We start from the raw sequence: 15,191 nt of genomic DNA on the forward strand, positions 1-15,191 counted from the left end.
CGATGGGCGCTATTCTGGAGGGGCTTTTAGCCTTATACAATTTAGCTGTTTATGCTATTACTGCCTGCAATAGACACATGACCGCAACTGTAGCTTCCAAGCGCCTGGATCGCACCCGCGCCGATTTGTCCGAGTTCCTGCGCCTGCGCCGCGAACGGCTCAGCCCCGCCGACGTGGGGCTGCCGGCGGGCGCCCGTCGGCGCACGCCAGGATTGCGGCGCGAGGAAGTGGCCGCGCTGGCAGGGGTGGGGCTGGCCTGGTACACCTGGTTTGAACAAGGCCGCAACATCAGCGTGTCGGCTGGGCTCCTGGAAAACCTGGCGCGCGTGCTGAAGCTGGACGCCGCCGAACGCCGCCACCTGTACCTGCTGGCGCATCAGCGGCCGCCGTCGGAACCGGGCCGCACCTGGTGCACGGTGCCGGCGCAAGTGCGCCGCCTGATGGACGATCTGCCGGCGCGCCCCGCCTACATCCTCAATCTGCGCTGGGACGTGGTGGTGTGGAACGCGGCCGCGGACCGGGTATTCAATTTTTCGGCGCAGGCAGAGGGCCGCAGGAACTTGCTGTGGATGCTGTTCGCGGACCCGGCGATGCGGGAACTGTTCGTGGACTGGCCGGCGCAAGCGCCCGCCATGCTGTCCACGTTCCGGCGCGATTTCGCCAGCGCGGGCCAGGCGCCGGATGTAGGCGAACTGGTGGACGAGCTGGAGCGCGTGTCGCCGGACTTCAAGATCTGGTGGCGCGAACACGATGTGCATGGAGCCTGCATGGGCCTGCGCAGCCTGCGGCTGGCGCCCCTGGGCGAGTTGGCGTTCGAGCATTCCACCTTGTCGGTGGACGAGAGCCGGCACTTGAGGCTGGTGGTCTACGCGCCCGCGCCGGACGAACCGAAGGCCGCGGCCTTCGAGCGCTGGCTAGGAGGCCGCGCAACCGCCGGATCGCAGCCCGCCCGTGGCACCAGGGAATAGGCGCGCCGTGGGTCTACGGAGCCGCGGCGGGCGGCTCCTATAGTCGGGGCTTCTTCATACCGCCGCGTCCCTGCGGACGCATACGCCGCCCATGTCCACCGCCACGCTGTCCCGCCGCCAGGCCTTGCTGCTTTTGGGCGTGGTGGTGCTGGCCTGGGGCTTTACCTGGATCGTCAACAAGCTGCTGCTGCAGTACATGACGCCCATTTGGGCGGCGGCCGCGCGCAGCATCGCGGGCACGGCCGCATTGCTGTTGCTGGGACTCGCGCTGCGTCGCGTGGCGCGGCCGGTCAAGGCCGACATCCCTGTGATCCTCAGTGTGGGGCTGCTGCACATGGGCGCCTTCGCCGCGCTGGTCAGCCTGGGCATGTTGTATGTACCGGCGGGCCGCTCGGCGGTGCTGGCCTACACCACCCCGCTGTGGGTGATCCCGGGAGCCTGGCTGTTCCTGGGAGAGTCCGTGGGCCGGGCCCGGCGGTTGGGACTGGCCCTGGGCCTGCTGGGTCTGGTGGTTGTCTTCAATCCGCTGGATTTCGACTGGAGCAGCCGCGATGCGCTGTTCGGCAATGGCTTGATTCTGTTGGCTGCGCTGTGTTGGGCAGCCAACATCGTCTACGTGCGCGCGCACCGCTGGGTGACCCCGCCTTTCGAACTGGCGCTTTGGCAGGCGCTGTTGGCCTCTATCGTGCTGTCCGCCGTGGCTTATGCGGTGGAAGGCGCGCCGCAAGTGGCGTGGAGCGCGGACCTGGCATGGCTGCTGGGCTATGCCGGCGTCTTCGGCATCGCGGTGGCGTATTGGGCCGCCGTGAACGTGAACCGCTCGCTGCCTGCGGGCGTCACGTCCATCGGGCTCCTGGGCGTGCCCGTGGTGGGCCTGCTGTGCTCGGCCGTGGTTCTGCATGAGCCCGTCAGCGCCTCGCTGATGGCGGGCATGGCGCTGATCGTGGGCGGTATCGCGGCAGGGGTGTTCGAACGCCGCGCTTGACTCCTGGACTATCGTAGGTATATCGTAAGATATATATCGTAAGATACATATCTGGAGATAGACCATGCGCGACTCCCAATTCATCACCGCATTCGTACGCCGTGCCCGCCATAAGCCGCAGGGCGGCCACGATCATCCGCATCCGCACCAACACCACCATGGCGAGGCACATCACCGCCATCACGCAGGCCATGGCCACCATCAGCGCCACGCCGGCGCGGGCGGCGACTGGTTCTCCGGCCCGGCCGACGAGCGCGAAGGCGGCGGCTTCGGCGGCGGCTTCGGCGACGACGGGCGCGGCTGGACCCGCAGCCGCAAAGTCAGCGCCGACGACCTGCAGCTCATGCTGCTGGGCCTGCTGGAAAAGAACCCCAGCCACGGCTACGAACTGATCAAGGCGCTGGGCGCGCTCAGCAACGGCTTCTATACGCCCAGCCCCGGCATGGTCTATCCCGCGCTGACCTACCTGGAAGAGCTGGGCTACGCCACCGTCGAGCAAGAAGGCGCGAAGAAGCGCTACCACCTGGCCGAGCCGGGCCGCGCGCACCTGGACGGCAACCGCGAACGCCTGGCGCTGATGTTCAACAAGCTCAAGCATGTGGCGCGCAAGATGGACTGGATGCGCCAGGCCTGGAGCGGCCAGCCGCGCAGCGTCGGTCCGGAAGGCGAGGACACCGCCACGGGTTGGCTGCCGGAATTCGTGGCCGCGCGCCAGGCGCTCAAGCGCGCGCTGTTGGACCGCACGGACGCTACGCCCGCGGAGCAGCGGCGCATCGCCGCCATCCTGGCCCGCGCCACCGACGAAATCAATGGCCAGGCCTGTTCCTGAAGACCCTATTCCTGGAGTATCCATGACCCGCAACGACCTGAATGTCGAACGCGTCCGCCACAACCTGAAGATGCGCATGCTGACCGTGGCCAGCGTCGAGCGCATCGCCGGCCTGATGGCCCGCGTTACCTTTACCGGCGACGAGTTGCAGGACTTCGTGTCCGCCTCGTTCGACGACCACGTGAAGCTGTTTTTCGCCGCCGATCCGTCCTTGCCGCCGGCCCTGCCGGTCGCCAGCGCGGATGGCATCAAGTTTCCCGAAGACGCGCCCAAGCCCGCCGCGCGCGACTACACGCCGCGCCGCTTCGATGCGGCGCGCAAGGAGCTCGTGATCGATTTCGTGCTGCACGGCGATGGCCCCGCATCCACCTGGGCTGAACAGGCCAAGGCTGGCCAGCAGCTGGGCATAGGCGGGCCGCGCGGCTCCTTCGTCGTGCCCACGGGCTTCGACTGGCATGTGCTGATCGGCGATGAAACCGCCTTGCCCGCCATTGCGCGCCGCCTGGAAGAACTGCCGGCTGCTGCGCAGGCGCTGGTGCTGATCGAAGTGCCGGATGCCTCCAACGAAATCCCGCTGGCTAGCGAAGCGCAGGTTTCAGTGCGCTGGCTGCATCGCAACGGCACCGCGGCGGGTTACAGCACCCTGCTGCTGGAAGCCGCGCGCGAGCTGGCCTTGCCGCCGGGTGAAGGCTATGCCTGGGTCGCCGCGGAGTCCGCCGCCGCCAAGGCCGTGCGGGAAATCATGGTGACGCAGCACGGCATCGACAAGAGCCGCATCCGCGCCGCCAGCTACTGGAAGCGTGGCGCCGTGGCCGTGCACGAGTCCCACGAAGGCTGAGCCAATGGCGAGCCGGCTGGCGAGGCGATAAAGACCTTCAGCCACCGGCCAACGCCAGCAGATTGCGCACGCGCCCGCCCGCGCCTTGCTCGCGCACCGCCAGGCCCAGCACCGCGCGCGGCCAGTCCAGCGCGAAGGGGCGGTACACCACGCCGTCGGGCCGCAGATGGCGCAGCGACTCCGGCACGATGGCCACGCCCATGCCGGCGGCGACCAGATTCACCGCCGACGACAGCTGCGGCGCGCGCTGGCCGATCTGCGGATTGAGCCCATGCTGGCGGCAGGCCGCCATGATGTCGGCGCTGAGCCCATAACCGGACTTGCGCGAATACAGGATGAAGCGCTCCTGCTCCAGGTCCGCCGGCGCCAGCCGCTTGCGCCGCGCCAGCGCGTGACCCAGCGGCAGCGCCACCACCAGCGGTTCTTCCGCCAATTGGGTGAACGCCAGGCCGCCGTCCAGCGCGAAGGGCGGACGCACGAAGGCCGCGTCGATGGCGCCGCTGCGCAGCTGCGCCACCAGCGTTTCGCTATCGCCTTGCGACAGCGTCATTTCCACGTCGGGGTACTGCAGCCGGTACTGCCGGATCAATTCGGTCACCACGCCGCTGAAGGACGCGGATTCCGTGAACCCCAACGTCAACTCGCCGACTTCGCCGCGCGCGGCGCGTTGCGCCGTTTGCACGGCAGCCTGGGCGCGCTGCAGGATGTCCTGCGCGCAGGATAGAAAGGCGCGGCCGGCGTCGTTCAGGGCGACGCCGCGGCCGGTGCGGTCAAACAGCGGCGTGCCGACTTCCTGTTCCAGCTGACGGATCTGCTGCGACAGCGGCGGCTGCGCCATCCCTAGCTGTTCCGCTGCGCGCGTGAAGTGCTCGGCCTCGGCGGTGGCGACGAAGTAACGCAGGTGGCGCAATTCCATATCGGTACTCAAAAAGTATTGATTATGAATTTTCCATATATTGGACATTCTATTGCGGCGCGCGGATCATGGACACATCGACGACACCTGCAAGGAATCCGCATGACTGCCCCCATCAAATCCAGCACCCTGTTGCGCCACCACCTGGCCCGCGACATCGTCGTGGCGCCCGGCGCCTATGACGGCATGTCGGCCCGGCTGGTGGCCGCGGCCGGCTTTTCCGCCGTCTACGCCAGCGGCGGTGCCATCGCGCGCGCCGCCGGCTATCCGGACATCGGCCTGCTCAGCTTCACCGAGGTCATGGACCGCGTGGAAAAGATCGTGGACGCCAGCGGCCTGCCGGTGGTGGCCGATGCCGACACCGGCTTTGGCGGTTCGGCCAATGTGGAGCGCACCGTGCGCATCATGGAACGCGCCGGCGTGGCGGCCTTTCACATCGAAGACCAGTCCTTTCCCAAGCGCTGCGGCCACCTGGACGACAAGAGCCTGGTGGACGTCGAGGAAATGTGCCGCAAGGTGCACATCGCGCGCCAGACCCTGAGCGACGCCGACGCGCTGGTGATCGCCCGCACCGACGCCATCGCGGTCGAAGGCTTCGAGGCCGCGCTGTCGCGCGCCGAGCGCTACCTGAAGGCAGGGGCGGACATGATCTTCGTGGAAGCGCCCGAGACGCTTGAGCAGATCCGCGCCATCGCCGAACGCCTGCCGGGCCTGAAGCTCATCAACATGTTCTACGGCGGCAAGACGCCGCTGACGCCGCTGGCCGATTTGGCGGCCATGGGCTACCGCCTGGCGATCATTCCGTCGGATCTGCAGCGCGCCGCCATCCACGCCATGCAGGCCACGCTGGCGGCGATCAAGCAGACGGGCGACAGCAGCGCGCTGGCCGATCAGCTCACCAGCTTCAAGGAGCGTGAGGAGATCGTGCAGACGCGCCGCTATCTGGCGCTGGACGCGCAGTAGACGCGCGGCGCTAGCGGGGGCAGCGGCTGGGCAGGCTCAGCGGCCATAGCCGCTGGTTGTGCGAACCGTACAGCGTACGTACGCCGCATTCCATTTCCACGCGCGCCACCTGCTTGCCGGAGGGATCGATGATCATCGACTGCTCCAGCGTGGACACCACCGCGCGGCCATCGCCGAACGGCGCGACCACCCGGTAGTCGGCGGCGATCGCGAGCTTGCCCTGGGCGTCCACATAGCCGTAGCCGCTATCCATGCCGACCGGCGCCAGGCCTCCGCGCAGCGGGCCCAGCGCGTCGAACGCGGGGCCGGCCAGCGCGCCCTTGCCATCCAGCGCGCGCATGCCCCGGTTGGACACGCGCGTTACTGCGCGTCCTTCGGAATAGGCCGATGCGTGGCCTTCGACGGAGAGCCGCTTCTTGCCGTCCAGGCCGGTGTAGTCGGTCATCTCCCGGTTGCCGGCGTAGTGATGCCGCAGCAGCATGTCGGAGCCCTGCGGCCAGCGCCATTCACCGGCGGGCAGCGTGGTCACGGTCTTGCCCTGGTCGTCGATCAAGCGCGAACCGTCTTCGCCCGTCAGCAGGGCGCGGGCGGGTTGGCCGCGGAAGGTACCGGCAGTGGCGGAGAAAGGCGCGATCTGCCATTGCCCCTGGTTGTCCAGATAACCGTTGCGGGGCGCGCGGCGCAGCACCGTCCAGTCGCCCATGCGCAGGTAGTCCGCATCCTCCATGTCCACCGCTTCCGAGCCGTCCGGCGTGATGGTCCAGCGCTGCTTGCCGTCGCCTGCCGCGATCTCGCCGTTGCCGTCCACGCCGACCGAGAGCTTGGGCCGGAAGGCGGTCAGCGCACGCCCTTCGGCATTGAAGACGGCGGCGGGACGTTCGTACTCTTCCTGCTGGGGGCCGGCCTGGCGCAGCGTCCATATCTTGGCGGTGATGCGTTCGGCGCTGTGATGGCTGGGCGGCACGATCCACTTGCCCTGCAGGTCGACGATCCCGACGCGGTCCTGGCCCAGCGAGGCGACCGCCTGGCCGTCCTGAAAGAGACCGATGTCCTGGAACGCGGGCGCGGCGATTTCCTTGCCGGCGACGAAGTCGTACAGGCCCCAGGGCGAGCCCTCGGCCGCGGTCTTCAGGAAACGGACCACGCCGGGGGCGACGATCTGCGTTTCGAAGAAGTCTCGGGGCAGGTCATAGGTCTTGCCGTCGCGGTCCAGCATGCGGCTCACGCCATCGGCGTAGGCCGGCGCATAACCATGGCGGAACGGCCCGATATGCTGTTGCGCGGGCAGGTCCATGGGCTTGCCCATGGCATCCAGCAGCAGCAGGCCTGCGGCGGTCTGCGCGGCGTAGCGCAGTTGTTCGGCCTTGAGTCCGGCGGCCTCGGCATCGGCCTGCGCGCCGTAATCCTCGTCGGATCCGTCCAGCGGGATGATGTTGCTCCAGGCCGGGTCGGAGGCGATGCCGCCGTCGGCCAGCAGCAGGCCGGCGCCGTCTTCGGCGCATTGGCAGTGATCCTGGGCCAGCAGGCCCAGCGCGCTGCCGGGTATGTCCAGCGGCAGCTCCTTGAGCGAGCGGCTCTTGGCGGCCTCCACCGTTTCGGGCTTGAGCAGCGCGCGGCCTGCGTCGTCCAGCACGTTGAGCAGTTCGCCTTCCTGTTTGAAGATCCACAGCTTGCCCTGGCGGAGCACCATCCGGCCAGTGTCTTCCAGCCAGGCGGGCGCGCTCTCGCCATGCAGCCAGTTGCCCATGGGCGTCAAGAGACCCACGGGTACGCGTTCCTCGTTCGAGAACAGCACGTAGCCGTTCTGGTTCTCGGCCACGAACAGGCCCGCGCCCAGCGTCAGCGGTTCAGCGCGTCCCGGAACCAGCGCCATCTGCTTGCCGTCCGAGGGGTAGACGATGGCGTCGCCGTAGCGTTGGGATTCCTGCGCCTCGGCGGACTTGAGCGTGATGACGGGTTTGCCGCCGCTATCCAGCACCGCATAGGAACCGCGGCCGAGCTCGGCGCTCCAGAATGCCTTTGTCACGGGCATCATGCTGCGATAGCCCTGGTCCGCGCCCACGGCCTTACCGTCTGGGTCCAGCAGCAGCGCATTGCCGTCGCTATGGGCGACGGCCATCGAGCCGTCGTCGCCCGGCACCGAAATATCCTGATAATTGGGCTCCAGCACCCACTTCCAATCCCGGTCCACCAGGCCGTACCGGCCTTCCGCATTGATGGCGATGTACAGGCCGTTGCCGTAGGACTTGATGATGCCGACGCCGGGGTCGCTATAGCGGCGTTCGCCGGTGCTGGAGCGATACTCCGGCTTGTACTCCACCGTCGCCAGCGCCGGCACGCCCGCGCCCACGTGCAAGGACTGGACACCCTCGTCCAGCGGTTCGCCCACCCGCTGGCCCTTGCGGTCGATCAATTGATAGCGGCCGTCCAGTATGGCCACGGTCAGGCCGATCTCGGCGTAGTCCTGCACGCCGTCGTAGCGCGGCGGCACCGCCATCCGGCCCTTGGTATCGATGAAGCCCCACTTGCCTTTCCATTTCACCGCGGCCAGGCCGTGATGGAAGTCGCCCACCGCTTCAAATATGGGCGAAATCGCCAGCCGGCCGTTCTGGTCCAGGAAGCCCCAGGCATGGCGGCGCAGCGACTGGTCGGGCGGCACGCGGTCGATGTTCACCAGCGCGGAGGGCAGCAGCACCGCGGCGCGCTGATCCGCCAGCGTGCGGATGCAGCCGTTGGCGTAGGGACTGATATCGTCATCGGCCGCGACGCTGTAGGGCTTTTCCTCGATGCAGTACGAAAACTGCGCATGCGCCGACAGGGACGCGCCCAGCGCGGCCAGGGCGCAGGCAAGGCGGGTGGTGCGTATCGCGCGTGACTTCATGGTTGTTTCGCTTTGGCGTTGTCGGGGGCGAGTTCGAACTTGTCGGCCACGGGGCAATCCATCTTCTGTTGCGGCCAGGTGATCCTGCCCTGGTCGTCCAGGATCGTCACGGTGTCGCACACCACGGTAAACGTGGCGATGGGCACGCCCTTGGTGTCGATGTACTGTGTGTTCCGGTCCTGGTAGTTGCCGCGGACCAGCGCGCGTTCCTCGCTGAAGTTGCCGGCCCAGGTGAAGACGGGCGGAATTGCATAACGTCCCGTCAGGTCGATGTAGCCGTACAGCTTGCCGGAATATTGCAGGCGGCGGGCCACGGCCAGGCCGTTGTTCAGCGGACCCAGCGAGTCGAAATGCGGTCCCACGATGCGCTTGCCGCTGGCATCGATGAAGCCGTGCCGGCCGTTGCCCGAGCCGCTGCGGTAGGGGGCCACGCCCTCATTGGCGCCGTTGTCTTCCACGCTGTACGTGCCATCGATGCGCGTGATCTCGCGGCCCTGCAGGTCCGTCATGATGCTGACGGAATTTTCTGAATCGTGGAACACGATGCGCCGCATGGAAGCCAGCGGCGAGCCGTCGCCCAGCTTGGGCAGCACGGTCTTTCCGTCCTGGTCGATCAGGCGGTAGCCGGATCCGGTGTAGGCGCGCGCCAGCCCCTCGGGCTGCGCGAAGAACGGATTGAACTCGCCGTAGATGGCCGGGACCTTCATGTTGCCGCGCGCGTCGATGGCGCCCTCGCGGTCCTCATGCTCGATGTAGATCCAGTGCTGGTACAGCTCCTTGCGCTTGGCCTGGCCGTCGGAGACCCGCGTGGCGCCGCCCTTTGCGTCGAACACCACGGTTCCGCCGCCCGCCAGCGCGCCCAGGTAGCGTCCGTCCTTCAAGCGCTCCGGCTTGCCGGTCACAAGCTCGCTGGACTTGCCGGTACGCAGGTCCACCAGGCGGTAGGTGGTGTCGAAAGAGCTGCGGGCGCGCTGTCCGGGAGCGTTGTCCTCGACCAGCATGAGGCCGTTGCCCAGGTAGTCCAGCTTGTAGGAACTCTCCTGCGTGGCGGGCACCACCCATTTCCCCTGGCGGTTCATCACGCCCCAACGCTCCTGGTGCTGGACCTTGGCCCAGTCGTCCTCGAACTTCTCCATGCTTTCGTGCACGGGCTTGACGGCGGGCGCGCCCCGGGCGACGTTCCAGATGCCCCAGCGGTTCTCGCGGTTCTCGTCTGGCGCACGGTATTGGATCAGTTCGCCGTCGAAGTTCATGGCGCCGTCCAGCACCTCGGCCGGGACCGCGACGGCCTTGCCGCGGGCGTCAATCACCAGCTTGTCGTCGCCACGGCTGCGGCTGCCTGCGCCTGCCAGCGCGTAGGCGCCGTGGAACGGGCGGATGACGCTGTAGCGGGGGGGCACCGACCAGTTGCCGTCGGCATCGATGGCGCCATGCTTGCCGTTGGTGGCGCGCACCGGCAAGGGCATGGACGCGCCGTAGCTGGACATGTCCTCCCAGTCCGGGTTGGTCACGATCTTGCCCTTGGGCGTCAGGATGCCGAGCGGCTGTTTGTAGTCCAGCGGCCGCAGCAGGGCCAGCGGCAAGCTGTCCGCGGCGGCGCGGCCGCGGGTCGACTCGCTGGCCGAAAAGGCTCTGATGTCGTAATCCTGCAGGCGCGCGACCGTGTCGGCGTCCAGCAGCGGCTTGCCTTCGCGCGTGTAGATCTGCAGCAGGCCGCCGGCATCGGGAGCCGCATCCGCGCTTGCCGCTTCCGCGGCGGCGGCGGCGTCTACCGCGGCGGCGGCTGCGTCCATCGCGGCAGGCGTTGCGACGTCGACGGCCACGGTCTCGGCTTCCGATGCGGCCGCCACCGCGGCCGCTGCCGCATCGGCTGCGCCGGCGTTCTGCATGGAGCTTGCGGCGTCGGCCGAGGCCTCCACCGCTTCTCCGGGGCCATCGTTGTCGGCGGCTGCGGTGGTGCCGGCAGCCGCCGCATCGGCGGCCATTGCCGCAGCATCAGCCGTAGCCGCCGCATCGACCGCCATATCCACGGCTTGCGGCGGCAGGGATGCCGTCACCCAGGCCTGCCCATTGCTCAGTTGCACGCGGCCATGGCGCGCGTCCATCTTGTGGAACTTGCCGACGGGATCGATCAGCAGCACGGCCTCGTCATCAATCATGACGCGCCAGCCGTCGCGTTCATCCAGGCCGATGTAATTACCCTTGAAAGCGTGCTGGACGCCGAGCTTGGCGTTGAGCAGCAGCGCCTTGCCCGCGCCTTTCTGCTTGACCAGCCACAGCCCGGGTCCTGCCAACTGCACGTGTTCGTAGCGCTGCGCCTGGAGGGTCTTGCCGCGCGGATCCACGAACTCCCAGCCGTCCTTGCGGCTCACCGCGAGCACGTCGCCGTCGCGCAGAGCAGGCTCGCGGGCGCGCAGCACGTCTGGCGCGATCGCCCAGCGGGCCTGGTCATCCAGCAGGCCCCACCAGCCGCCGTAGCGCGAATCGCGCAACTGGGCCGGCAGGTAGCCGCCGCTGGGCGCGGCCAGCGCCATCACGCCGGCGGGCAGCGTCGCCGCCTTGCCGGTTGCGGTGTTGAACAGGCGTGGCGGCATGGGCATTTCCATCGATGCCAGCTTCTGCCCCCGCATGAAGCCCCATGAGCGCGTGCCCAGCTCGAAGGTCTTGACGACCTTGCCCGAGCGGTCGATCAGCACATCGTGCCCTTCTTCCTCGGCCAGTGCGGTGCCCTCGGCGTTAAAGCCCGTCGCCTCGGCAAAACGCGGCTTGATCGCCCATTGTCCTTGCGTGTCGATATAGCCCCAGAGCCCGTCCTGGCTCACGGCGGCCAGGCCGTTCTGAAATGACTTGGCCTCTTGGAAGGACGGCGCGATGGCCATGCGGCCTTGCTTGTCGAGGTAGCCCCAGCGTCCGGCGTCATCGTTGGCCGATCCGGTCAGCACGGCGGCCAGGCCTTCGTGGAAGGCCTGCTGGCATTCCAGGTTGGCGCCGTTGTATTCGTTGTAGCCGGGGGCGCACTGGTTGATCCAGCCGGACCGCGCCTGCGCCGCGCCGGGCACGGCGGGCAGCAGGGTGGCGAGCGCCACGGCCAGCGCCAACGGTTTGAGGGCGAGCGGGGTCTTCATCGTGCAGCGGCGCGGGCTGCAACCGCGCAAGCGTAAAGGCCGAGCCGGGCGTGCCACATGGTCGTATGCCTGCCAAGAAAGATGCGAAGGCAGCACTGTAACCAGCGACAGCGGGCAATTACGCGGTAAATGTAACCGTAACAAACAAACCGTTAACAACACCCGTCCGCGTGCCTGCGCAGCGTCGATTTCCGGCTTGCGCTGACATTCCCGCAAAGCATGCAGCGGACAAAAAATAATCGGTTGATGCGCGGCCGCCGCAGTCCTGTAATGGACGCCGGTGCCTGCCTGCATGGAGGCGATGTTCCACTGCCGAGGTTCGCCATGCCTGTTTCGCGCAAGTCTTCCCTGGATGCTTCTCAGCTGTTGCTGCTGGTGCTGGCCGGCGGCGTCATCATGGGCCTGGCGCTGGGCGTGCGCCACGTGCAGGGCCTGTTCCTCTTGCCCGTCACGATGGACAGGGGGTGGAGCCGCGAGACCTTCGCCATGGCGCTGGCGGTGCAGAACCTGACCTGGGGCGTGGTCCAGCCCTTCACCGGCATGATTGCCGACCGCTACGGCTCGGCCAGGGTGATCGCGGGCGGACTGGTGTTCTATGCGCTGGGGCTGGCGGGCATGGCGTATGCCACTACGCCCGCCGGATTCCTGTGGACGGCGGGCGTGTGCATCGGCATCGCACTGTCCGGCACCGCATTCGCGGCGATCTACGGCGCGCTCAGCCGGCTGGTGGCGCCAGAGCGCCGCAGCTGGGCGCTAGGCGTGGCGGGCGCGGTGGGCGGACTGGGCCAGTTCACCATGGTGCCGGCCGCGCAATGGCTGATCGGCGGCTGGGGCTGGGTTGCGGCCCTGCTGTCGTTCGCGGTGGTCCTGGCCATGTTGCTGCCCCTGGCGTTGCCCTTGAGGGAGCCGGCCAGCCGGGAACAGGGCGTCTCCGCGGGGGAGGCCGGATTATCCATGCCGGCGGCCATCCGCGAAGCGTTCGCCCAACCCGGCTTCTGGCTGCTGAACCTGGGCTTCCTGGCCTGCGGCTTCCAGCTCGCCTTCATCGGCACGCACTTGCCCGCCTACCTGATGGACAAGGGCCTGCGCGCGTCCGATGCGGTGGCGGCGCTGGCCATCATCGCGCTGACCAATGTCATGGGCACTTATATCTGCGGCGTCCTGGGCGGGCGCCACCGCCGCAAGTACCTGCTGGCCGGCATCTATCTGCTGCGCACGGCCGCCATCGCGCTGTTCGTGCTGCTGCCGCTGTCGTCATGGACCGTGTACGTGTTCGCGGCGGTCATGGGCTTTGTCTGGTTGGGCACGGTGCCGCTGACCAACGGCCTGATCTCGCAGGTGTTCGGCGTGCGCTACATCACGACCTTGTTCGGCTTCGTGTTCTTCGGCCACCAGCTGGGTTCCTTCCTGGGCGTGTGGCTGGGCGGCGTGGTGTTCGAGGCCACCGGGTCCTATGACTTGATCTGGCTGGGCGCGATGGCGCTGGGCGTGCTGTCGGCGGCGCTGCACTGGCCCATCGACGACCGCGAGATCCAGCGTGCGCGCGCCGTCGGCGCGCCGGGCTAGCGGCGGCTTACAGCGGCCGGTGCTGCGTGCCCGCGCCCATGGTGATGTGCAGCATGCGGCAGGGCCCGGCCACCTTGAGCGTGTGCCAGATGCCTTTGGGGATCACGTAGGCGTCACCTGCCTGCATCCGCACGGCCTGCTCGCCCGTCGGCCATTCCAGCCGCAGTTCCGCGCTGCCTTCAATCAGGCGCACGACCTCGTCGGCCTGCGGGTGCATTTCCCATTGCGGCCAGTCTGTCTCGAAAGCGTACTCGGACACCAGCCAGCCGCGGCCGAACCGTTCCAGTTCCTCTTCGGGCTGCGACCAGAAGGCCTTGCCGCCCGCGACGGTGGAGCAGGTACCCGAGGCGTCCAGCAAGAGATAGTGCGACGACAGATGGGTGGTCATGTTGCGCGTCCTGGCGTGAGAGGTGTCGGGCCAGTGTAAAGCGATATCATGTGCATCTTCATCGGCTATAACAGGAGAGGGCGATGCGCCAGGGATTCGATGGGGTCAGGCCCGCGTCCGAGTCTTCCATCGAGATCGGCTTCTTCTATGAAGGCCGGCATTGCGTCGAACGCATCCGCGCCAAGCCCACCGCCGCCAACCTCAAGCGCGCCGCCGACAGGCGGGCTGCCATACTCGAGGCCATCGCGCGCGGCGAGTTCGACTACAGCGCCGAGTTTCCCAAGCGCGGCGGCGCGACCAAGCCATCACAGGGTTCCGCATGACGAGCGAAAAACAGCTGGACATCAACGATTTGACGCCGGACGCCTTCAGGGTCTACGGCTGGATGCTGGGCAAGCCCATGCCGGATGGCAACGGCGTGCCGCTGTTCTCCAATCCTGCCACCGACTTCTGGCAGGAGCATCTGTTCAACACCGGCGCCGGCGGCGACGCCGAGTTGCTGTGGGTCAACTACCGCAGCCAGTCCTTTGAAATCGCCAGCCTGGAAAAGCACCTGCTGACGCAACAGGCCATCGTGCCCTTGACGGGCGAGATCATCCAGGTCGTGGCGCGCAGCGGGGCCGACGGCAGCCCCGACCTGGCCACGCTCGCGGCGTTCCGCGTGCCGCAGGGGCAGGGCGTCTGCATGCGCCCCGGCTGCTGGCACGCCACGCGCGTCACGGACGAGGAAGTCACCTGCCTGATGCTGACCCGCCGGTCCACCACCGTGGATCTGATCCAGCACCTGACCACGGACGCCAACGCCAGCGAAAGCGCCATCGCGGCGATTCCCGTCCAACGCCTTGAAGGCCAGGTAGAGGTCGCCGAAACGCAGATCTCCGCTGCTTAGCGCGGCGTATTCCCGGATGAAGCCGTCCGCCCGCTGGCGGCGCTTGCGCCAGCGTTTCCTGACGCGCAATCCGAAGGTTCGCGGCCTGCGCGTGCGCCCGCTGGCCGGTCTTCGTCTTCAGTCCGCCTCGCTGTACTCGTAGCCCATGCGGGCGAACAGCGGCCATTTGTTGCGGTAGCTGGCCGTCCAGCACATGCCGTAGTAGGCCTCGAACGGCGCCTCTACCTTGCGTACCTGGATTCGGTCGGCGGCCTGGGCGTTCGCGGGGCTGAACGCCTGGCTCCGCTTCGGGTACAGATCACCTTCCCCGATCGCGCTGTCGCAGTGTGCGCAAAAGTTGGTCCATTGCCCCTGGTTGTCGGGATTCCGCCGGTAATGGGGCGATAGCGCCTGCATGGCCTGCGCCACGGACGGCGACAGCAGCCAGGTCTGCGAAATCAGCGCGGGGTCGGCAATCTCCAACCATTGCGGCGGACTGAACAGCCAGTCGTGGAATGCGGCAGGGCTCAGTCCGAGGCTGCTGGCATCGGCCTCGTCCAACTCGATATCGGCTTCGGTGCATTGGTGGCCGGGCGGTACGGCCAGGGCGTGCACGGGCGTTTCCTGGCCGCAATGCGCGCATGCATGCGCGGCCTGCAGCACGAAGTAAGAGGACGCCCGGATGTTCATCTGCGGATATTCCGTGGCCGGGTCTTGCGTATGCATGGGCTGCTGTTGTTCCTGTGTGGGTACGGCGTTTCTTCTACATCGCCGGGAAATATGCCAGAATTCCCCGGAATTTACGCTTTGAATGCGACGCCGCCGCATGGGCGTCGCCAACCTCACGCAGTGTTGTGTTGGAGC

The 15,191-nt window shown here is 67.6% G+C and carries 13 protein-coding genes; 8 read left to right on the top strand and 5 right to left on the bottom strand.

The window, feature by feature from the left end:
• Positions 1-77: 77 nt before the first annotated feature.
• The 4 genes from FOC84_RS16050 to FOC84_RS16065 all read left to right on the top strand — a co-directional run bounded on the left by FOC84_RS16050 (position 78) and on the right by FOC84_RS16065 (position 3,620).
• Positions 78-968: a helix-turn-helix transcriptional regulator gene (locus tag FOC84_RS16050; protein ID WP_173145279.1), complete on the top strand. Its 891-nt coding sequence runs from the start codon at positions 78-80 to the stop codon at positions 966-968.
• 91 nt (positions 969-1,059) lie between these two features.
• Positions 1,060-1,953, top strand: a complete 894-nt coding sequence (locus FOC84_RS16055; protein WP_173145280.1) for a DMT family transporter — start codon at positions 1,060-1,062, stop codon at positions 1,951-1,953.
• Positions 1,954-2,017: 64 nt separating this feature from the next.
• Complete coding sequence (locus tag FOC84_RS33395) at positions 2,018-2,782, top strand: PadR family transcriptional regulator (RefSeq protein WP_254241984.1); 765 nt, start codon at positions 2,018-2,020, stop codon at positions 2,780-2,782.
• 22 nt (positions 2,783-2,804) lie between these two features.
• Positions 2,805-3,620, top strand: coding sequence for a siderophore-interacting protein (locus FOC84_RS16065; protein WP_173145281.1), 816 nt, complete (start codon positions 2,805-2,807; stop codon positions 3,618-3,620).
• Positions 3,621-3,657: 37 nt separating this feature from the next.
• On the opposite strand, the gene FOC84_RS16070 is transcribed toward FOC84_RS16065, so the two are convergent.
• Positions 3,658-4,536: a LysR family transcriptional regulator gene (locus FOC84_RS16070; protein ID WP_173145282.1), complete on the bottom strand. Its 879-nt coding sequence runs from the start codon at positions 4,534-4,536 to the stop codon at positions 3,658-3,660.
• Between the two features lie 102 nt (positions 4,537-4,638).
• Here FOC84_RS16070 and FOC84_RS16075 point away from each other — a divergent pair, with 102 nt between their 5' ends.
• Positions 4,639-5,499 (top strand): isocitrate lyase/PEP mutase family protein, encoded by an 861-nt coding sequence (locus FOC84_RS16075; RefSeq protein ID WP_173145283.1) that lies wholly within the window; start codon positions 4,639-4,641, stop codon positions 5,497-5,499.
• A gap of 10 nt (positions 5,500-5,509) precedes the next feature.
• Here FOC84_RS16075 and FOC84_RS16080 read toward each other — a convergent pair whose 3' ends face one another.
• Both FOC84_RS16080 and FOC84_RS16085 read right to left on the bottom strand, forming a co-directional pair.
• On the bottom strand, positions 5,510-8,380 hold the full coding sequence (locus FOC84_RS16080; protein ID WP_173145284.1) for a WG repeat-containing protein: 2,871 nt from the start codon (positions 8,378-8,380) through the stop codon (positions 5,510-5,512).
• The gene (locus FOC84_RS16085; protein WP_173145285.1) at positions 8,377-11,505 is read right to left on the bottom strand and encodes a WG repeat-containing protein; all 3,129 of its coding nucleotides are present in this window, start codon (positions 11,503-11,505) and stop codon (positions 8,377-8,379) included. Before FOC84_RS16085 ends, FOC84_RS16080 begins: the two co-directional genes overlap by 4 nt.
• 324 nt (positions 11,506-11,829) lie before the next feature.
• Here FOC84_RS16085 and FOC84_RS16090 point away from each other — a divergent pair, with 324 nt between their 5' ends.
• On the top strand, positions 11,830-13,071 hold the full coding sequence (locus FOC84_RS16090; protein ID WP_173145286.1) for an MFS transporter: 1,242 nt from the start codon (positions 11,830-11,832) through the stop codon (positions 13,069-13,071).
• A gap of 7 nt (positions 13,072-13,078) precedes the next feature.
• Here FOC84_RS16090 and FOC84_RS16095 read toward each other — a convergent pair whose 3' ends face one another.
• Positions 13,079-13,459 carry a cupin domain-containing protein gene (locus FOC84_RS16095; protein ID WP_173145287.1) on the bottom strand — a complete coding sequence of 127 codons (381 nt, stop codon included), beginning with the start codon at positions 13,457-13,459 and terminating at the stop codon, positions 13,079-13,081.
• A gap of 83 nt (positions 13,460-13,542) precedes the next feature.
• Here FOC84_RS16095 and FOC84_RS16100 point away from each other — a divergent pair, with 83 nt between their 5' ends.
• Entirely contained in the window at positions 13,543-13,782 is a 240-nt protein-coding gene (locus FOC84_RS16100) for an Arm DNA-binding domain-containing protein (RefSeq protein WP_173145288.1), read from the top strand.
• Positions 13,779-14,348: an ureidoglycolate lyase gene (locus tag FOC84_RS16105; protein ID WP_173145289.1), complete on the top strand. Its 570-nt coding sequence runs from the start codon at positions 13,779-13,781 to the stop codon at positions 14,346-14,348. The genes FOC84_RS16100 and FOC84_RS16105 overlap by 4 nt, the downstream gene beginning before the upstream one ends.
• 117 nt (positions 14,349-14,465) lie before the next feature.
• On the opposite strand, the gene FOC84_RS16110 is transcribed toward FOC84_RS16105, so the two are convergent.
• Positions 14,466-15,053, bottom strand: coding sequence for a hypothetical protein (locus FOC84_RS16110; RefSeq protein ID WP_173145291.1), 588 nt, complete (start codon positions 15,051-15,053; stop codon positions 14,466-14,468).
• Between the last annotated feature and the right edge of the window lie 138 nt (positions 15,054-15,191).

This window comes from Achromobacter pestifer (assembly GCF_013267355.1).
In the GTDB taxonomy this organism is placed as follows: domain Bacteria; phylum Pseudomonadota; class Gammaproteobacteria; order Burkholderiales; family Burkholderiaceae_B; genus Achromobacter; species Achromobacter pestifer_A.